The organism is Collimonas sp. GW821-FHT02H07, from assembly GCF_059421505.1.
Map to the genome: position 1 here is coordinate 303,978 of NZ_JBWKVC010000001.1, position 18,647 is coordinate 322,624.

General features: G+C 60.3%; 14 protein-coding genes. 7 read left to right on the plus strand and 7 right to left on the minus strand.

All coding sequences use genetic code 11. From position 1 onward, the window contains the following. The first annotated feature begins 383 nt into the window (after nucleotides 1-383). The 3 genes from AC07V8_RS01260 to AC07V8_RS01270 all read left to right on the plus strand — a co-directional run bounded on the left by AC07V8_RS01260 (nucleotide 384) and on the right by AC07V8_RS01270 (nucleotide 6,048). Nucleotides 384-3,248 carry a TonB-dependent receptor domain-containing protein gene (locus tag AC07V8_RS01260; RefSeq protein WP_494677012.1) on the plus strand — a complete coding sequence of 955 codons (2,865 nt, stop codon included), beginning with the start codon at nucleotides 384-386 and terminating at the stop codon, nucleotides 3,246-3,248. Nucleotides 3,249-3,469: 221 nt separating this feature from the next. Further along, complete coding sequence (locus AC07V8_RS01265) at nucleotides 3,470-4,852, plus strand: pyridoxal-phosphate dependent enzyme (RefSeq protein WP_494677011.1); 1,383 nt, start codon at nucleotides 3,470-3,472, stop codon at nucleotides 4,850-4,852. Beyond that, the gene (locus tag AC07V8_RS01270; RefSeq protein ID WP_494677010.1) at nucleotides 4,849-6,048 is read left to right on the plus strand and encodes a trans-sulfuration enzyme family protein; all 1,200 of its coding nucleotides are present in this window, start codon (nucleotides 4,849-4,851) and stop codon (nucleotides 6,046-6,048) included. The genes AC07V8_RS01265 and AC07V8_RS01270 overlap by 4 nt, the downstream gene beginning before the upstream one ends. 230 nt (nucleotides 6,049-6,278) lie before the next feature. Here AC07V8_RS01270 and AC07V8_RS01275 read toward each other — a convergent pair whose 3' ends face one another. Then, on the minus strand, nucleotides 6,279-8,087 hold the full coding sequence (locus AC07V8_RS01275; protein ID WP_494677009.1) for a M4 family metallopeptidase: 1,809 nt from the start codon (nucleotides 8,085-8,087) through the stop codon (nucleotides 6,279-6,281). A 465-nt stretch (nucleotides 8,088-8,552) separates the two neighbouring features. Here AC07V8_RS01275 and AC07V8_RS01280 point away from each other — a divergent pair, with 465 nt between their 5' ends. Continuing rightward, the gene (locus AC07V8_RS01280) at nucleotides 8,553-9,167 is read left to right on the plus strand and encodes a CVNH domain-containing protein (protein WP_494677008.1); all 615 of its coding nucleotides are present in this window, start codon (nucleotides 8,553-8,555) and stop codon (nucleotides 9,165-9,167) included. Nucleotides 9,168-9,190: 23 nt separating this feature from the next. On the opposite strand, the gene AC07V8_RS01285 is transcribed toward AC07V8_RS01280, so the two are convergent. Beyond that, nucleotides 9,191-10,111 (minus strand): LysR family transcriptional regulator, encoded by a 921-nt coding sequence (locus AC07V8_RS01285; protein ID WP_494677007.1) that lies wholly within the window; start codon nucleotides 10,109-10,111, stop codon nucleotides 9,191-9,193. Nucleotides 10,112-10,243: 132 nt separating this feature from the next. Between AC07V8_RS01285 and metE the strand changes: the two genes are divergently transcribed. Then, on the plus strand, nucleotides 10,244-12,532 hold the full coding sequence (metE, locus tag AC07V8_RS01290; RefSeq protein WP_494677006.1) for a 5-methyltetrahydropteroyltriglutamate--homocysteine S-methyltransferase: 2,289 nt from the start codon (nucleotides 10,244-10,246) through the stop codon (nucleotides 12,530-12,532). Between the two features lie 79 nt (nucleotides 12,533-12,611). On the opposite strand, the gene AC07V8_RS01295 is transcribed toward metE, so the two are convergent. From AC07V8_RS01295 to AC07V8_RS01310, 4 genes are all read right to left on the minus strand, one after another. After that, nucleotides 12,612-13,190 (minus strand): ATP-dependent Clp protease proteolytic subunit, encoded by a 579-nt coding sequence (locus AC07V8_RS01295; protein WP_494677005.1) that lies wholly within the window; start codon nucleotides 13,188-13,190, stop codon nucleotides 12,612-12,614. A 118-nt stretch (nucleotides 13,191-13,308) separates the two neighbouring features. Beyond that, a complete protein-coding gene (locus AC07V8_RS01300; RefSeq protein WP_494677004.1) occupies nucleotides 13,309-14,118 on the minus strand; it encodes a MetQ/NlpA family ABC transporter substrate-binding protein in 810 nt (269 codons plus the stop codon). Nucleotides 14,119-14,160: 42 nt separating this feature from the next. Beyond that, the gene (locus AC07V8_RS01305) at nucleotides 14,161-14,820 is read right to left on the minus strand and encodes a methionine ABC transporter permease (RefSeq protein ID WP_494677003.1); all 660 of its coding nucleotides are present in this window, start codon (nucleotides 14,818-14,820) and stop codon (nucleotides 14,161-14,163) included. After that, the gene (locus tag AC07V8_RS01310; protein ID WP_494677002.1) at nucleotides 14,820-15,869 is read right to left on the minus strand and encodes a methionine ABC transporter ATP-binding protein; all 1,050 of its coding nucleotides are present in this window, start codon (nucleotides 15,867-15,869) and stop codon (nucleotides 14,820-14,822) included. The genes AC07V8_RS01305 and AC07V8_RS01310 overlap by 1 nt, the downstream gene beginning before the upstream one ends. A 177-nt stretch (nucleotides 15,870-16,046) precedes the next feature. On the opposite strand from AC07V8_RS01310, the gene AC07V8_RS01315 reads away from it, so the two are divergent. Together AC07V8_RS01315 and AC07V8_RS01320 are read left to right on the plus strand one after the other, a co-directional pair. After that, the gene (locus AC07V8_RS01315) at nucleotides 16,047-16,247 is read left to right on the plus strand and encodes a hypothetical protein (RefSeq protein WP_494677001.1); all 201 of its coding nucleotides are present in this window, start codon (nucleotides 16,047-16,049) and stop codon (nucleotides 16,245-16,247) included. An 8-nt stretch (nucleotides 16,248-16,255) separates the two neighbouring features. Next, entirely contained in the window at nucleotides 16,256-17,071 is an 816-nt protein-coding gene (locus AC07V8_RS01320) for a hypothetical protein (RefSeq protein ID WP_494677000.1), read from the plus strand. Nucleotides 17,072-17,083: 12 nt separating this feature from the next. Here the strand turns inward: AC07V8_RS01320 and AC07V8_RS01325 are convergent, their stop codons facing one another. Beyond that, a complete protein-coding gene (locus AC07V8_RS01325) occupies nucleotides 17,084-18,352 on the minus strand; it encodes an MFS transporter (RefSeq protein WP_494676999.1) in 1,269 nt (422 codons plus the stop codon). Nucleotides 18,353-18,647: the final 295 nt, after the last annotated feature.

Sequence of the window (18,647 nt, forward strand, 5' to 3'; positions counted from 1 at the left end):
TGAGTTGTTGTATGCCGATTACGCCAGCCCACTTCAGTTTCCAAAACCGATTTCTTTACGGTAATTTAAATGTCGAGCGATCGCTCATCCGCATGGTGCACTGCAGCTGGTGAACCGGGCGGACAGGCATGGTCTCAGTGTTGAAAGTTTTGTGGCACGTATGTTGCTTTGCCTGTGTTTGTACGGAAATATTTTGTCGTAATACGCAATGTGTAGCGCGAGAAAAGACCTTCGTAAGAAATGACATTGCTGCAAAAGAAACCTGCTTTTTGGTTGTTCGAGCACGGTTTCCGCTGCATCGCCCACAAGGCGATTAACAAATCTGTTTGATTTTTACAAAACTTAAAATTTCTACTCTGAAACTTACCCATAGGGAGTTTGTAATGATAAAAGAAAGAAAGTTGCCTCACGCGCTGCGACTGATGTTTTCAGGCGGCGTAGCGGTGGTAGGGCTGGGATTGCTAGCGCATTCCGTGCAGGCACAGGAGACAAAGACGGACGATTCACCGCAGCAGATGCAAAGGGTTGAAATCACCGGTTCATCCATCAAACGTATCACCAAGGAAGGCGCGCTGCCAGTGCAGACGCTGACCCAGGACGATATTGCGAAGAGCGGCGCTAACAGCGTTGCCGACCTGATCCAGGCGCTGCCTGCGATGCAAGGGTTCATTCCCGCATCAAGCTCAGTCAACGGCGGCGGCGCCGGCGTAGAAACAGCGTCGATTCACGGTATCGGTTCCGGCTATACCTTGGTGCTGCTGAATGGACGGCGCATCGCCAAATCGGCGATTGCCAACAACGATTATGCGGTCAACTTGGCAAGTATTCCACTGGCCGCGGTTGAGCGGGTTGAAATTCTCACGGACGGCGCTTCCGCGCTGTACGGATCGGATGCGATTGCCGGCGTCGTCAACTTCATCCTCAAGAAAAACTCGACCGAAGCCACCATCACCGCCACCTACAATGCGCCGACCAAAGCGGGCGGCAAGAGCTTTAATGTAGGACTGTCAAAAGGCTTTGGCGATCTGGATAAGGACGGCTACAACGTGTTGCTGGCATACAGCCACGACGAGCAGAAAAACCTGGTTGCCGGCCAGCGCGGCTTTGCCGATACAGGCGTGGTGCCGTTCAGCGTCGGCGGCCAGAACTACGCCTTGTACCAGTTGAGCTCCAATACGGCACCGGCCGGCGTTACCTTGCGCAACAACGACGGTTCCACCGTGCAGTTTTCGCCAGACCTGTTAAAGAACGGCAAGTGCGGCCCAAATACTTTTCAGTCTGGGCAGTATTGTAAGTTCGATTATGCCTCTACCGTGGAGCTGATCCCGGAGTCGACCCGCGACAGCTTCGTCGTATCCGGCAACTGGAAGCTCAACAGCGACACCACGCTGTTCGGCGAAGCCGTTGCATCGCGCTACCAGATCAAGCCGCAATATGCGCCGCCAGCCCAACCGCTGGCCTTGTCGCTGAGCAGTCCGCTGTACGCCAAGTACGTGACGCCTTACCTGAGCCAGCTGGGTGTGGATCCCGCCAACGTCGCCAGCGCGGTGATGGGCTTGCGCTTGTTTGATACAGGCGGCCGTCGCGACAATTACCAGACCGACGCCATCCACGTAGCCTTTGGCATCGACGGCAACCTCTTGGGCTGGGACTACAACGCGTCCTACACCCATTCGCAGAATCATTTCTACGACAAGGCCCTGGGCGGCTATGCCAGCAACAATGCGTTTTCAAATATTGTCGCTTCAGGCGCTTTCGATCCCTTCCAGCCAGCAGGATCGTCAGTAGCCGTATTGGCGCCGGCCGTGCTGCATCAGACGCTCGACCAGTCCATCTCTAAGCTCGATATCCTTAACATGCACGTGTCCCACGACCTGTTCAAGGCGCCGGGCGGCATGTCCCAGATCGGCATCGGCGTGGAAGCGACCAAGGAACAGCACTCCGATAGCCCGAGTGCGATCCTGCAAAGCACCAACGCGCTGCAGCCGAACTATACCGACGCCATTCTTGGCGGCGGCTCCGGTTCGCTGCCGTTCTCGGCAAGCCGGATGAACTACGGCACGTTCGCTGAATTGCTGGTGCCTGTGACCAAGACCTTTGATCTCACGGGCGCATTGCGCTACGACAGCTACGACGCCGCAAAAAATGATTCCAACTTTGACCTGGCGGGCAATCCTATCGGCTCGGCGACGCAAGGCAACTCCGCCAGCAAAGCCACCTATAAGATTTCTGCGCGCTGGCAACCGGTCGAATCATTCCTGCTGCGCGGTTCTTACGGCACTGGCTTCAAGGCGCCGACCTTGGCGCAGATCACTTCGCCGGTAACTTTTGTCGGCAATACCGCGCAACAGCACCCATGCCCAGTTTCGGCGCCTGATCCACGGGCGGCTGGATGCCAGGGTACGACCCAGTACGACTTGCTGCAAGGCGGTAACCAGCTCAGCGGTTCGAGCGGCCTGAAGCCGGAAACGTCGAAACAAAGCACTATCGGCTTCCGTCTTGAGCCGATCCGCAATGTCTCGATCGGCTTCGATCTGTGGACGGTGCGCATCAAGGACCAGATCAGCGTCTTGCAGGAAAACCTGGCCTTCGGCAATCCGGTGCTGTATTCCAACCTGTTCAAGCTGTTCAACGATCCGATCCAGGGCTCGCAAACCATCGCCTTCCTGCAGACGCCGGTCAACCTGGCCAGCGCCAAGTATCAGGGCATCGACTGGGATCATAGTTTCCGGACCAAAACACCAATCGGCGACATGAGCCTGCAATGGACCGGCACTTACATGCTGAAAGCCGAGCAGGACTTCCCTGGCAGCGGCACCCAAAGCAGCCTGGGCAAGTATGGTGCGGACCAGAACGTGGTGTTCCGCGTCATTTCCCGTCTGGCCGGCTCCTGGAAGCAGTCGGATATGTGGACCCACACGCTGGCAGCCAACTACCGTTCCGGTTATCACGATCAAACCTATACCGCCGACGATGCCACTGTGCGTATCGTCAATCCTGACGGTTCCTACGGTGCGTTCGTGGCCATGCCTAACCATAACGTGGCGTCATACACCACGTTTGACTGGCAGACCAAGCTGACGGTGAAAAAGGGCCTGGAATTCACGGGCGGCATCAAGAATCTGTTTGCCCGTACTCCGCCTCTCTCGCTGGTCACTGCCGGCGGCGGCAACCAGGTTGGTTACGATGCGCGTTACACCGATCCGCTGGGACGTCAGTTCTATATCACAGGTACTTACAAGTTCTAACCGTAGGCAGCCGCGAGCTTTCTTTTTGAGCTGGCGTTGCTGAACTGGCCGGGCGCGAAGTTTGCGTCCGGCTTTTTTATGTCCGCTGCAAACCGGTAAAACGCATGCGATGAATTTCATGCACCAAAATGTTTCAGTAAAGAACTGATAAGATAGGCCGATCATCTTATGTGAAACAGGCAGCGCGATGGCTGCCGCCTTTCTGACAGGAAGATCCGCCCATGAATTTAGCTAGCCGTCCAGCGGTGCTGGACCTGATCGGCAATACCCCGTTGATAGAAGTCACGCGGCTCGATACCGGCTGCTGCCAGCTGTTTCTCAAGCTGGAATCGCAAAATCCCGGCGGCTCCATCAAGGACCGCATCGGGCTCTCGATGATCGATGCGGCGGAGAAGGATGGCCGCCTGCAGGCCGGCGGCACCGTGATCGAAGCGACTGCCGGCAATACCGGCCTGGGCCTGGCGCTGGTGGCTTGCGCCAAAGGCTATCGCGTGATCCTGGTGGTGCCGGACAAGATGTCGGTGGAAAAAATCCAGCATCTGAAAGCGCTGGGCGCGCAAGTCCATATCACTCGTTCCGATGTCGGCAAAGGCCATCCCGAGTATTACCAGGATGTCGCTGCGCGCCTGGCGCGCGAGACGCCGGGCGCTTTCTTTGCCGACCAGTTCAACAATCCGCACAATCCGCTGGCGCATGAGCAAAGCACCGGCCCCGAGATCTGGCGGCAATGCGAACAGCGGCTGGATGCGATTGTCTGCGGCGTCGGCTCGGCCGGCACGCTGACCGGCCTGACGCGCTTCTTCCGCGGCGTGCAGCCGCAACTGGAATTCGTGCTGGCCGATCCGCAAGGTTCGATCCTGGCAGAATACGTGAATACCGGCGAGATAAAATCGACGCCGGGTTCCTGGGCGGTCGAAGGCATCGGCGAGGACTTCATTCCGTCGATTGCCGACCTGTCGGCTGTAAAACATACCTATACCATCAGCGACGAAGAAAGTTTCCGCAGCGCGCGCGAGCTGGTGCGGGCCGAAGGCATCCTTGGCGGTTCCTCCACCGGCACCTTGCTGGCGGCGGCCTTGCGCTATTGCCGCGAGCAGACCGAGCCCAAGCGCGTGGTCACTATCGTCTGCGACACCGGCACCCGCTACCTGTCCAAGGTCTATAACGACAACTGGATGCGCGACCAGGGCTTGCTCAAGCGCGAAATGCTGGGCGACCTGCGCGACATCATCGGCCGCCGCTATACCGATGGCGGCGTCATCAGCGTCGCTGCCGACGATACCCTGATGACCGCCTTCAACCGCATGCGCAGCGCTGACGTCTCGCAGCTGCCGGTGCTGCCGCAGGAAGGCCGCCAAGTGGTCGGCATCATCGATGAATCGGACCTGCTGCTCAAGGTGGCGGCAGATCCGGCCCATTTCAGCGACCCGGTCAGCAGCACCATGACCAGCGCCATAGAAAAGCTGGCGCCGGATGCCGGCTTGCCGGCCTTGCGCAGCACGCTGGCGCGCGGCCTGGTCGCCATCATTGCCGACGACCAGCAGTTCCATGGCCTGATCACCCGTTTCGATTTACTTAATCATCTTCGCAGGAGTCTATTATGAGCAACGACAAAGAGGGCGGCCACACCGCCGGCATGCATTTCGCCACGCGCGTGATCCACGCCGGCCAGGCGCCCGATCCGTCTACCGGCGCCATCATGCCGCCGATCTACGCCACCTCGACGTTCGTGCAGCAAAGCCCGGGCGTGAACAAGGGCCTGGATTACGGCCGCTCCCACAATCCGACGCGCTGGGCGCTGGAGCGCTGCGTCGCCGACCTGGAACAGGGCGCGCAAGGCTTCGCCTTCGCTTCCGGCATGGCCGCCGCCGCCAATGTGCTGGAGCTGCTCGACGCCGGCGCCCATGTGATCGCCGGCGACGACCTGTACGGCGGCACCTTCCGCCTGTTCGACAAGGTGCGGCGGCGCAGCGCCGGCCTCTCGTTCAGCTATGTCAACCTGGTCGATCCGCAAAACCTGCTGGACGCGATACGGCCTGAGACCAAGATGGTGTGGGTGGAAACGCCGACCAATCCGATGCTGAAGCTGGCTGACCTGGAAGCGATCGCCAAGATCTGCCGCGAGCGCGGCATCATCGCCGTGGCCGACAATACCTTCGCCAGCCCGATGGTGCAGCAGCCGCTGACCCTGGGCTTCGATGTCGTGCTGCATTCCACCACCAAATATCTGAACGGCCACTCCGACATCATCGGCGGCATCGCCGTGGTCGGCCGCGAAGCGCGCCAGGCGGAATGGCTGGAGCGGCTGGGGTTCCTGCAAAACGCGGTAGGCGCCATCGCCGGTCCGTTCGACAGTTTCCTGGCGCTGCGCGGCATCAAGACGCTGGCGTTGCGGGTCGAACGCCATTGCCAGAACGGGCTGGAGCTGGCCGGCTGGCTGGAAAGCCTGCCTGAGGTGGCGCGCGTCCATTACCCGGGTTTGCGCTCGCATCCCCAGCACGAACTGGCGCAGCGCCAGATGCAAGGCTACGGCGGCATCATCTCGGTCGATCTCAAAACCGACCTGGCCGGCGCCAGGCGTTTCCTGGAGCGTTGCGAAATCTTCGCCCTGGCGGAAAGCCTGGGCGGCGTCGAAAGCCTGATCGAGCATCCAGCCATCATGACGCATGCGACGATTCCGGCGGCGCACCGGGCAACGCTGGGGATTACCGATTCGCTGGTCCGGCTATCCGTCGGGGTGGAAAATATTGCCGATCTGAAGAAGGATTTGCAGAACGCTTTTGTTGCGATGAAGGGCTGAGTCGGGCCAACAGGCCGGTGGTTGGCAAGTGCCAAGAACGGTCCGTGCGTTGCTAAAACTGTTGCTACTCGGCGGAAACTTGCCGGAGTGGCCCGGCGGCCAGTCGCAGTCAACCGGGGTCGGAGTTTTTTTCGCGGCTTTTTGCGAAAATTACTCTGACCCCGCTCGACGGACTACGGAGTGCTTAGGGTTGCATGCCAAGAACGGGCATGCGCTGCTGCTTTACCCACTTACTGGTAATCCGCCACCAGCGAAGCGCCGCTGACAGCGCGGTAGCCGTTCAGCAGCAGGTAGTAGGTTCCTGCGCCGGGTGCGCCGATGATGACGCTTTCGGCGTTGGTGCTGCCGTCGGATTTGGCGTCGTAAGTGCTGGTGCTAGGCGTTGCACCCAGCTTGACATAGATGTCGCCGTCACCGCTGCCGCCGGACAGCTGGAAGCTCAGGTTGCGGGCGCCGGCTGGAACCGCGATGCTGTACACATTGCTGCCGCCGCTGGCCACGCTGATGCCGTTCACCGGCACACCCTTGACCAGGACGTTGCCGCTGCTGCCGCTGCAGCTGACGCCAACGCCTTTGAAAGCGGCAGTCACGTCGGCCACCTGGTAGCCGCGGTTGGCCGCGGCTTTTTCGACGCCGCATGCGCCCTGGTTAAAGGTGCTGTTGGCGGTCCAGTACAGGTGATTGGCGTCGGCCATCACCTCGAAGGCCTTGCGGGTGCTCCAGCCGGCCGTGGTCGCCAGCAGGTAGAAGGCCTTGTTGTAGACCCCGCTGCTGTAGTGGACGTCGAGACTGCTGGTGTAGTTTTTTGCGTTGTCGATCGAACGGCCGTCCTGGGTCGGATTGGCCATGTAGCGCAGCGCGCCGCTGGCCTTGAAGATGTCGGTGCCGACCAGGAAATCGTTCGTGCCCTTCATGTAGTTTTCAGCGGCTTCGCCGGCCATGTCGGAGAAGGCTTCGTTCATGCCGCCCGACATGCCGCTATACACCAGGCCAGAATTCTGCTCGGTGAAACCATGGCTGACTTCATGGCCGGAAACGTCCAGCGCCACCAGCGGATAGAAGGTCGAGGCGCCGTCGCCGAAATTCATGGCGCTGCCGTCCCAGAACGCATTTTCATAATTGCTGCCGTAGTGGACCTTCATGTACAGGGTCTGGCTGATAGGACGCAGGCTGAGCCAGTCGCGGTACATATTGAACACCACATTGCCAAAGTAATGGGCATCGTTGAGCGGCGAAAACGCGCCGTTGACAGCCTTGTAGGTGTTGCGCGGGCAGGTGAAATGGAAGGGTGTGCTGCCGCTGCTGCCGTTCTGCAGATCGACCGTCACTACATTGGTGGTGACCATGTTGCAGTTGCTGTCGACAACCAGCGGGCCGTATTTGCCGCCCGGCTGGTATTCGTATTGCCCGGTCTTGGCGTTGCCGCCGGGGCCGCTGGCTTCGTAATGCGTGATGCCTTCCCATTGCTTCAGCACGGCGCCGCTGTTGGCGTCGATGATGTAGTAGGGGCGGCTGGGTTTGGCGGCGCTCTTGTTGACGAACGACACCACGTAGATCAGCTGCGCCACATTGTTCTGGCCCAGCTGCACATACAGCTTGGCTTGCTCGTTTTCAGTGACGGCGGCGCGGGAGATGGCCTTGGCTTGCAGCAGCACGTCGGCGGCGGCATAGGCCGGCTTGGCGCTCGGCAGGTCATTCGCGATATTGCGCAGCAGGACGCCGGACATCGCCGGCTGCGCCTGGTTGGCCGAGCGCTGTTCGACGATGGCCTGGTCCCATACCGGCACGCCTTGGAAAAATTGCTGATAGCGGGTGACCACCTTGCCATTGGCGTAGTTCTGGCTGCGGAGAGGCTTCAGTTCGTCGGCGCTGAGTCCGAGCAAAGCCTGGGCGCTGACCTGGCCGCCTTGTTTAGCGGCTTGCACTTGCGGGGTGTAGCTCTCAAGATCAATGCGGTCGGCTGCGATTGCGCTTGAGCTTGCCGCCAGCAGCAGCGACAGAAACAACGGGCCTTCGACGTGACGTAATGCTGGTTTCATGGTATCTCACTCTCTTGAAATTGATGCGTGGATAAGACATAAGGTGACCAGATACTTCGCGAACAAAAACACTACCGGCAATCCAGGGCGCCTACGGCCTCCAGCTCAAGCATTTGGCAAAACAACACCGTTGGTGCTGATGTCATTGCTGTAGTTCATGCAAAGAGCTGCCGGCGGCCAGGATTCCTGCGATGGCCTTCATTTGTAACAAGCGCTAACATAAGTTACGTATTGTTACAAAATGAAATGCCATGTGGCAACATACTCGGATTTCTGTTGTCGAAATAGCTGTTATTTCTTACAGGAAAGAATACTCGGGAAGCTTGCCTGCGGATGCTTGGCGGGAGGGAGGGGATGCGGATCTCTGCGGAGCAGGGGGGGAAATACCGGTAAACGCGAGGAGGAGCCCTGTTTTGTCGAAGTATAATTGTGGGAATACAAGATGTTTCGTTGAAGGAGAAAAAAATGAAAATCAAATCCATGCTGATGGTAATTGCCTGCGGCGCTTTCGCCGCCTGTGCCGCAAGTCCTTACAACGACGGTTATAACCAGTATCAGCCTGCCGCTCCCGGCTACTATGGCAATGCTCCGGTTGTCGCATTTGGCGGCTATGGCGACTCGCCCTCGTACGGCGATCGGCGCGACGACCGCGATGACCGCTACGACGATCGCAACGACAACCGTTATGGCGGCGATAGTTGGACGCCGCCCGGCAGCTACCGCGATTCTTGCCGCGATATCGTGGTGCGGCGCGGCATGCTGGAAGCCACTTGCGGCGGCGACAATGGCGGCAGAAGGACCTCGATTCCCCTGTCTTCCTGCCGCAGCGGCAGTTTTGAAAATATCAACGGCAACCTGCAGTGCATGGGCGGAGGCGGCCGCGACTATGGCGGATCCAACAGGGATTTGCCGCCAGGAAGCTACCTCCAGTCCTGCTCGGAAATCGGGATCCGGGGCGGCGTGCTGGAAGCAACCTGCGGCGGCAGGGACAACAACAGGATACGCTCATCAATCTCCCTGCGTTCCTGCCGCAGCGGCAGCTTCAGCAATATAAACGGCTACCTGCAGTGCGACCGCTAATCGTCCACTAGCCGTAGCTGTAATCAAAGCAGCTCGACGCTCAGCAGATTGACGTAGCAACTCTCGCGCGTAGTGCTGACAAAATCGACCAGGTACGGCTGCTGCGACACCTCGGGCAGGCAGGCCGCATACAGGCGGCCGGTCAGGCCCTTGGCGGTGATTCTCTTGGCCAGCACATAGTCGCGCGTCAGGTAATTCTGCGCCGCCCAGATCGGCAGGGTGGCAATGCCGCGGCGGCTGGCGACCAGCTGCAGCATGGCGACCGTCAGTTCGGTGGTGCGGCGCGCGGTCTGGATGCCGGCCGGCTTGAGCACCTGCCGGACCACGTCCAGCATGTCGTCCGGCACCGGATAGGTGATCAGGGTGTCGCCGGCAAAATCTTCCGCCACCAGATATTCCTTGCCCGCCAGCGGATGGTCGTGCGCCACCAGCGCCACGATTTCAAAGCTGAACAGGGCGTGGTAATCGACTTTTTCATCAGGGTCGACTTCCGCCACGATCGCCACATCGGCGCGATGTTCATACAGCAGCCCGACCGGATCGGCCTGGAAGCCGGAGACGATATCCAGTTCCACTTCCGGCCAGCGCTTGCGGAAAATATCCATGGCCGGCATCAGCCAGTCGAAGCAGGTATGGCATTCCACCGCGATCCGCAGCTGACCGGCCACGCCTTGCGCCATGCGCACCAGGTCGCGCTCGCTCTCCGCCACTTGCGGCAATACCGCATCGGCCAGTTTCAGCAGCCGTTCACCGGCCGGGGTAAACCGCACCGGCACCGATTTCCGCTCGAACAAGGTGGTGCCGTGATGGTCTTCCAGCTGCTTGATCTGGTGAGACAACGCCGACTGGGTGACGTTGAGCAAGGTTGCCGCCCGCAGCAGGTTGCCGGCTTCGCGCAGCGCGTGGAGGGTTTTCAGGTGACGTAATTCGAGGATGGATTGCATAAGGTTGCCGAAATGATCAAAAAGCTGATATATGAATGAAATTCAAGTTGATTCTTAATATTTATCGTTTGAATCATAATCCAAGCTGGCCCAAGATGCGAGTCATCGAACATGTTTTTATTGGAGACAGAGATGGCATTGGCACACGTATTAGGGTTTCCGCGCATTGGCGCTCACCGCGAACTGAAGTTCGCCCAGGAATCGTTCTGGAAGGGCGCATCCGACGAGGCGGCATTGCGCGCCACGGGCGCTACCTTGCGCGCCCGCCACTGGCAAGCCCAGGCCGATGCCGGCCTCGACTTCGTCACGGTCGGCGACTTCGCCTGGTACGACCAGGTCTTGGGCACCCTGGCCTTGCTGGGCGCGATTCCCAGCCGTTTCGGCTTCGATCCTAAGCAGCTGACCCTGGCCGACTATTTCATCCTGGCGCGCGGCAGCAAGCAGCACTTCGCGATGGAAATGACCAAATGGTTCGACACCAATTATCACTACCTGGTGCCGGAATGGACTGCCGACCTGCAATTCAACGGCGGCGTCGACTGGCTGCACGATGAAATCGCTGAAGCGCGCGCCCTCGGTCATCAGGTCAAAGTGGCGCTGGTCGGTCCGCTGACCTTGCTGTATCAAGGCAAGATCAAGTCCGGCCTCGGCCACAAGCTGGATCTGCTGCCTAAGGTTGTGGCCGGTTACCGGCAGTTGCTGCAGCGTCTGCAGGCCGCTGGCATCGAATCGGTGCAGATCGACGAGCCTATCCTGGCGCTGGAACTGGACGCCGCCTGGCGCGACGCTTTTGCGCCGGTCTACGCGCAACTGAATGGCGCGGCGCCGGCTTTGCTGCTGACCACCTATTTCGGCGAAGTCAGCGAACACGCTGAACTGCTGCGTGCGCTGCCGGTGGCCGGCGTCCATCTGGACCTGGTGCGCGGCGCCGGCCAGCTGGAGCAGATCGCAGCCGGCTGGCCGCAAGACAAGGTGCTGTCGCTGGGCGTGGTCGACGGCCGCAACCTTTGGCGTACCGATCTCGATCAGGTATTGACCAAGCTCAAGCCGCTGCAAGCGCAACTGGGCGACCGCCTGTGGGTGGCCTCCAGCTGCTCGCTGCTGCACGTGCCGGTGGATCTCGCCAATGAGCCCAAGCTCGATGAGGAATTGAAAAGCTGGCTGGCGTTCGCGACCCAGAAGCTGGCGGAAATCGTCGCTCTCAAGCAGGCGCTGAACGGCAAGGCGGCTGAAGTGGAGGCGCAATTCGTCGCCTCGCGCGCGGCCCAGGCCAGCCGCCGCAGCTCCAGCCGCATCCACAATCCGCTGGTGCAAAAACGCCTGGCGGCAGTGACCGCGGCCGATGCCGAACGCTCCGCCGCCTTCGATGCACGCATCGCCAAGCAGCAAGCAAAATGGCAGTTGCCGGCATTCCCGACCACCACCATCGGTTCTTTCCCGCAAACCGCGGAAATCCGCCAGGCGCGTGCTGCCTACAAGCGCGGCGAGATCGGCCACCTGGACTACCTCGACAAGATGCGCGAAGAAATCCGCGTCGTGGTCCAAAAACAGGAAGAGCTCGGCCTCGATGTGCTGGTGCATGGCGAACCGGAACGCAATGACATGGTCGAGTATTTCGGCGAACAGCTGTGGGGCTACGCCTTCACCGCCAACGGCTGGGTGCAGAGCTACGGTTCGCGCTGCGTCAAGCCGCCGGTGATTTACGGCGACGTGTATCGTCCTGAAGCCATGACAGTCGGCTGGAGCCAGTTCGCGCAGACCCTGACCGCCAAGCCGATGAAGGGCATGCTGACCGGGCCTGTCACGATGCTGCAATGGTCCTTCGTGCGCGACGACCAGCCGCGCGAAACCACGGCGCTGCAAATCGCCCTGGCTTTGCGCGACGAAGTCTGCGACCTGGAAAAGGCCAATATCGGCATGATCCAGATCGACGAACCGGCGTTCCGCGAAGGCCTGCCGCTGAAATCGCGCGACTGGCCGCATTACCTCGACTGGGCGGTGCGCGCCTTCAAGATCAGCGCCGCCGGCGTCGGCGACGAAACCCAGATCCACACGCACATGTGCTATTCGGAGTTCAACGACATCCTGCCGTGGATCGCCGCGATGGATGCCGACGTCATCACCATCGAGACTTCGCGCTCGGACATGGAGCTGCTGGATGGCTTCGGCGAGTTTGCCTATCCGAACGACATCGGCCCCGGCGTCTACGACATCCACTCGCCGCGGGTGCCGCAAGTCGACGAAATGGAACGCCTGTTGCGCAAGGCGCGCGGCGTGATTCCTGACGCCCGGCTGTGGGTCAATCCGGATTGCGGCCTGAAGACGCGCGGCTGGCCGGAGACTTACGAGGCGCTGGAAAACATGGTGCTGGCGGCCAAGCGCTTGCGCGAGACGGTAGAGCAGGAACGCAAGGCGGCGTAAGCTGTAGGGTGGAATGAAAGAGGGGGCGAGATAATTTATCTACGCCCCCTCTTGCCGTTAACCGATTACCTTGACGCGCTCAGGCAACTTCCTTGGCGCTGACGATGGATTTCGACACCAGGCCGTATTCGATGGCTTCCGGCGCCGACATCCAGAAATCGCGGTCGATGTCGGTCGTCACTTTTTCCAGCTTCTGGCCGGTTTCCTTGGCGATCAGGGCGCCGATTCTTTCGCGCACGCGGATGATTTCACGCGCCTGGATAGCGATATCGGAAGCCTGGCCGCCGACGCCGCCGCTTGGCTGATGGATCAGGAAGCGCGTGTTTTGCAGGCAGAAGCGGCGTTCTTTCGGCACCGACAGGAATACGTTGACCGCGGCGCTGCCGACCCAGCCGCTGCCGATCATGTTGACCGGAGCGTCGATGAAGCGGATCACGTCATGGATCACGTCGCCCGATTCCACATGGCCGCCCGGCGAGCAGATCAGGAAATTGATCGGATCCTTGGATTCGCCTGACAAGGCGATCAGCTGGCGGACGACATCGCGCGCCAGCGTATCGTTGATTTGTCCGAACAATAAGACGGTGCGCGACTTGAACGCTTTCTCTTCCAGGAAGGCGTCGCGCTGGGGTGCATTGGTTTCCACTTTTTCTTCCATGATGTGCCTCTGAGGTGTTGGGGAATTCGTAATTGCAAAAGAGTCAGTGTAAACCAAAAAGCCCCCGCAAATTGCGAGGGCTTCGTTTGTTATCGCTGTTTGGCAGCCATCAGAGCGATCAGAATGCCGGAACCACCGCGCCTTTGTATTTTTCTTCGATGAATTTCTTCACTTCCGGCGAATTCAGCGCCGCTGCCAGCTTCTTCACGGCCGGGCTGTCCTTGTTGTCGGCGCGCGCCACCAGCAGGTTGGCGTAAGGCGAATTGGCGTCCTCGATGAACAGCGAATCCTTGACCGGGTTGAGCTTGGCTTCGATCGCGTAGTTGGTGTTGATCAGGGCCAGGTCGACCTGGTTCAGCACGCGCGGCAAGGTGGCCGCTTCCAGTTCCTTGAACTTTAGATGTTTGGGATTCTCGACGATGTCTTTCTGCGTCGCCGAGATATTGCTCGGGTCCTTCAGCTTCAGCAGGCCCTGGCGCGACAGCAGCAGCAAGGCGCGGCCGGAATTGGACGGATCGTTGGGAATGGCGATGGTGGCGCCGTCCGGCAAATCGGCCAGCTTCTTGTACTTGCTCGAATAGCCGGCGAACGGTTCGACATGGACCTTGGCGACCACGACTTCCAGGTCGTTCTTGTGGTTCTTCTTGAACTCGTTCAGGTAGGGCAGGTGCAGGAAGAAGTTGCCGTCTACCCGCTTTTCGTTGGTTTGCACCGCCGGCTGGATATAGTCGGTAAATACCTTGACCTGCAGGTCGACGCCTTCCTTGGCCAGGATCGGCTTGACGAACTCCAGGATTTCCGCGTGCGGCACCGGAGTGGCGGCGATCACCAGCTTGTCGGCGGCTTGCGCCGGGGCTGCGGCGATCAGGCTGAAAGTCGAGAACACAGCCGCAGCCAGGCCGAGCGACAATGAAAATTTGCGTGACATATAAACTCCCTTTTTAAATTTTAAAAACACAAGCTGAAAAAATCATTTACGTGTGAAGTGCTGCACCAGGCGGTCGCCGGAGAACTGCAACGCCTGCACCAGCAGCACCAGCACGGCGACGGTGGTGATCATGACTTCGGTCTGGAAGCGCTGGTAGCCGAAGCGGATCGCCAGGTCGCCCAGGCCGCCGCCGCCGATCACGCCGGACATGGCGGCATACGACATCAGGGCAATCGCCGTGACGGTAGTCGCGGCGATCAGGCCGGGCAGGGCTTCCGGCAGCAGCGCGCCGAAAATGATCTGGCGCTTGCTGGCGCCCATCGCCTGGCAAGCCTCGACCACGCCGCGGTCGATTTCACGCAAGACGTTTTCCACCAGCCGCGCAAAGAACGGCGCGGTGCCCAGCACCAGCGGCGGAATCGCGCCCAATACGCCAAGCGAAGTGCCGACCAGCAGCACCGTGACCGGGATCATGACGATCAGCAGGATCAGGAACGGCACCGAGCGCAGCACATTGACGACCAGCGACAGCGCGCGGTAGATGCCGCGCTGTTCCAGCAGCTGGCGCTTGCCGGTGATGAACAGCAGGATCCCGAGCGGCAGCCCGAGCAGTATCGTGAACAGCAGGGAAAAGCCGGTCATGGCCAGGGTTTCCCAGGTGGCTTGCCAGATGTCTGCCCAGTCGATGAGAGAAAAATCCATTATGCCAAGACCTCGTGACGAATATTGTGTTGATCCAGTGTCGTGAAAACCTGTGCTACATCGGCCGCTTCGCCGCGGATTTCCACCAGCAGCTGGCCGTAGGGCGTGTCCTTGATGCGGGCGATGGTGCCTTGCAGGATAGTGATCAGGGCCGGCGTGGCGGCGGCGATGCTGCTCAGGATCGGCTGGTAGGTGATGTCGCCGACATAGGTCAGGCGCACCAGCAGTCCGCGCAGATGCGCATGGCCGGCTGCCGTCGTCGGCGGCAGCAAAGCGGCCTCGGCGGAGAACGGCGTGCTTTCGGCCACCATGCTTTGCGTCACCGCGTGCTGCGGATGGAGGAATACTTCGGCGACCTCGCCGCTTTCGACGATGCGGCCGGCTTCGATCACCGCCACGCGGTCGCAGATATTGCGGATCACCTGCATCTCGTGCGTGATCAGCACGATGGTCAGGCCCAGCTTGCGGTTGATGTCGAGCAGCAGGCGCAGGATGGCCTGGGTGGTTTCGGGATCGAGCGCCGAGGTGGCTTCGTCGCACAGCAGCAGGTGCGGCGTGTTGGCCAGGGCGCGGGCGATGCCGACGCGCTGTTTCTGGCCGCCGGACAGTTGCGCCGGATACTTGTCGCGATGCTCGCTGAGGCCGACCAGCGCCAGCAGCTCGCTCACCCGGGCGGCGCGTTCCTGCGGCGTGTACTTGCAGGTGATTTTCAGCGGCCAGTCGATATTGGCGGCTACGGTCTTGGCGTTGAGCAGGTTGAAATGCTGGAAAATCATGCCGATGCGCTGGCGCAGCCGGTGCAGGCCGCTGTTGTCCAGCGCGGTAATGTCTTCGCCCTCGATCGATACGCTGCCGCCGGAAGGGCGTTCCAGCATGTTGAGGGTGCGGATCAGGGTGCTTTTGCCGGCGCCGGAGCGGCCGATGATGCCGAAAATTTCGCCTTTTTTGATATGCAGATTGATGTCGGACAATGCGGCGACAGGAGTGCCGGCGGTTTTGGCATTGCGTTCCAGCGGATAGGTTTTATGCAGGTTCTCGATGCGGATCACAGGTTTGCTTCACAAATTCAGTCAGGCTTGCCATTTTATCAGCGACCCTATATACACCAAAGTTATATATCGTTATGTAGATATAACAATCCTGTCGTTAGGCAATACGAGTATCGCCAGGAGATGGCACGGCGGAAACATGCAAAAAATGCTTTTTTATGGCATAGTGGACAAACTATGAAAGCACTCAAGAGCGCACTGGCCAAAAGAGTTCTCGCTGATCCGAGCGCGACGCAGCAGCTGCGCGCCTATCTGGCCAGCAAGAATTCCCAGCCTTCATTGTCCACCACGGTCGTCACCGACGATGTGATCAGCTTGCATTCCGCGCAAGAGGGCACAGTCTTGTACCGTCTTACCGTTGTTCCCAAGGCCGCCTGAGCGGTACGATGAACGTAGCGCTACCTGCTCTCATCGTCTTCCTGCTATTGCTTCCCGGTTTCATCGCTCGTTCGCGCTTCAAGCGGGCTGAGCGCATTTCCCTCGATTATTCGCCGTTCGGACAGATTGTCACCGAGGCCATGCTGTGGAACTGCGTTTTCCATCCACTCTGGCTGCTGGCCGCGGCCTGGCTGTTCGGCCGCACCCTGCAGCCTTTGCTGCTGCTGGAACTGCTGTCGTCGGACGCCGCCAGCCAGGCCAAGGCGATCCAGGGCATCGCCCTGCAGTTTTCCTGGATCTGCGCCTATTTCCTGAGCCTGTATGCCGGCGCCTGGATCGTGCCGAACGGTTTCCGCCTGATGATCACCCGCTATCGCCTGGACCGCGCCAACGCCGGCTGGTACGTTCCCTGGCTGCGCTTCAACCAGGCGCCCTGGTACTACCTGCTGACCGGCGCCGATTTCGATGAAGGACAGCGGCCGGACCTGATTTCGGTATCGGCCATCGTCAACGTCGCCGGGCAGGCGGTGCTGTTCACCGGCATCCTGGACAATTTCTTTGTCGACGCCAACGGCAGCCTGGACCGCCTGATCCTGGAGAAAGTCATGCGGCGTCCGCTCTCGGCCGACAAGCCGGACGGCGCCAGCATCGCGGAAGAGCTGGAGCGCTTCTACGTGGTCGAGGGCGACTACTTCGTGCTGCGCTATAGCGAAGCGATCACCCTCAACATCGAATACATCAGGATGGACAAGCTCGCAGACGATGCCGTGCCGGAGCCGGCGCCCATGGCCGATGTCCTGAGCGAAGCCGACGCGCTGGACTAGCGCCGGGGTTTGTCAATTGCGCAACTGCCGCAGTGTCGGATGCAGCAGCATCAGCATGGCAAACAGCGACAGCGCAGCGCCGCCATAGATGAATAACTGGGATGGCGTGACGTAGCGGATCAGGTAGCCGGCAATCAAGGCAGACAGCGGCGCACTGGTGATCAGGATCAGCATCAGCATGCTGAGCACCCGGCCATGGAGCGCACTCGGGATGCGGCGTTGTATCCATGTGAACAAGCCGACCTGGACATAGCCGGCGCCGATGCCGACCACCACCATCAGCGCCAGGCCGATCTCCAGCACATGGGTGAATCCCATGCCAAGCACGGCCATGCCGGCCAAGCCATCGATCAGGCAGACCGCAACGCCGAGATGAATGACTTTCCTGGCGCGCAGGCCGGAGCAGACGATGCCGATCAGCTGTCCCAGGCCGTTGGCCGCAATCAGTATCCCGAAGGCCGAAGCGCCGCCGCCCAGCTGGCGGTCCACCCATAGCGGCAGGCCGACCTGGACCGGGCCGGCCACCAGCAGAGTGACAACCGTCCAGTAACTGATCAGCGTCCTCAGCATGCCATCGGACCACAGCCATTTTGCCGCAGGAACGATGGTGGCAAGCAGCGGCGCATCGGCTGCGTGATGAGCCGCTTCCGCCTGCGTGCGCGGCGGCAGGCGCGGCACAGCCACAGCTGCGAGCAGGAAGCAGCCGGCATTCAGCAGGAAAACCAGCCCCAGTCCATCCGCCGAGGCCGCCAGCAGGCCGGCCAGCAGCGGTCCGCCCAGCAGCGAAATCTGGGTGATCCCCATGAGCGCCGCATTAGCCGATTGCAGCTGCTGCGGGTGGATCAGCCTGGGCAGCATCGCGACCCGCGCCGGAATGGCGAAGGCGCCCACCAGTCCCATGCCGCAGGCGAACAGATACATCATCCATAGCGCCAGCATGTCATGCAGCAGTAATGTGCCCACTCCCGTGAGCAGGATGACGCCGCCGGTCAGCGCGCAGAGCAGCACGGCGCGCGGCGAATGGCGGTCCACCAGCACGCCGGCGATCACCAGAAACAGGATTTTCGGCAGCGCCATCAGCGCCAGCACCAGGCCCAGCGCCGCGCTATCGTTGTTCAGCTTCAGCACCAGCCAGGGCAGGGCCACGGCGGTCATCTGTTCCCCCAGGAAGGCGGCGAAAGAACCTGTCATCAGCAGCAGGAAGCCGCGATGCAGCAATGCCGGCGGCCGCCCGGCCTGATCGGCGGCGGCTGTATTTTCCATCGCAAGTTCTGTGCTCATCTCGGTCATGGCTGGCGTATGTATTGTCAAACGATCGGGCGCGCCGTGGCCGCCGCTCCAGCTGGCGAGGCGAGATAAAAGACAGATCAGTCTACTTGGATTTTGCGCATTGCAACACCCTGTAAAAAGTGACAGTTTCGGCGTTTGTTGCGTTCTGTAAAGTAACTACGTTGCACCGTATCCTACCTGCAGCGCTGTGACGACTTTTACCCCGCAATCAGAACGGTATGGCGATTGCCCTATTCCTGATTGCTGCCGTTGAAGGCCGGCTGCTGCAATGGATGTCTATAACCAT

What these genes read in the sequence shown, in the direction of transcription:
- AC07V8_RS01270 (WP_494677010.1), top strand. Translation starts at nt 4,849, where the DNA reads ATGAGCAACGACAAAGAGGGCGGCCACACCGCCGGCATGCATTTCGCC.
- AC07V8_RS01300 (WP_494677004.1), bottom strand. Translation starts at nt 14,118, where the DNA reads ATGTCACGCAAATTTTCATTGTCGCTCGGCCTGGCTGCGGCTGTGTTC.
- metE (WP_494677006.1), top strand. Translation starts at nt 10,244, where the DNA reads ATGGCATTGGCACACGTATTAGGGTTTCCGCGCATTGGCGCTCACCGC.
- AC07V8_RS01260 (WP_494677012.1), top strand. Translation starts at nt 384, where the DNA reads ATGATAAAAGAAAGAAAGTTGCCTCACGCGCTGCGACTGATGTTTTCA.
- AC07V8_RS01325 (WP_494676999.1), bottom strand. Translation starts at nt 18,352, where the DNA reads ATGAGCACAGAACTTGCGATGGAAAATACAGCCGCCGCCGATCAGGCC.
- AC07V8_RS01275 (WP_494677009.1), bottom strand. Translation starts at nt 8,087, where the DNA reads ATGAAACCAGCATTACGTCACGTCGAAGGCCCGTTGTTTCTGTCGCTG.
- AC07V8_RS01280 (WP_494677008.1), top strand. Translation starts at nt 8,553, where the DNA reads ATGAAAATCAAATCCATGCTGATGGTAATTGCCTGCGGCGCTTTCGCC.
- AC07V8_RS01295 (WP_494677005.1), bottom strand. Translation starts at nt 13,190, where the DNA reads ATGGAAGAAAAAGTGGAAACCAATGCACCCCAGCGCGACGCCTTCCTG.
- AC07V8_RS01285 (WP_494677007.1), bottom strand. Translation starts at nt 10,111, where the DNA reads ATGCAATCCATCCTCGAATTACGTCACCTGAAAACCCTCCACGCGCTG.
- AC07V8_RS01315 (WP_494677001.1), top strand. Translation starts at nt 16,047, where the DNA reads ATGAAAGCACTCAAGAGCGCACTGGCCAAAAGAGTTCTCGCTGATCCG.
- AC07V8_RS01320 (WP_494677000.1), top strand. Translation starts at nt 16,256, where the DNA reads ATGAACGTAGCGCTACCTGCTCTCATCGTCTTCCTGCTATTGCTTCCC.
- AC07V8_RS01265 (WP_494677011.1), top strand. Translation starts at nt 3,470, where the DNA reads ATGAATTTAGCTAGCCGTCCAGCGGTGCTGGACCTGATCGGCAATACC.
- AC07V8_RS01305 (WP_494677003.1), bottom strand. Translation starts at nt 14,820, where the DNA reads ATGGATTTTTCTCTCATCGACTGGGCAGACATCTGGCAAGCCACCTGG.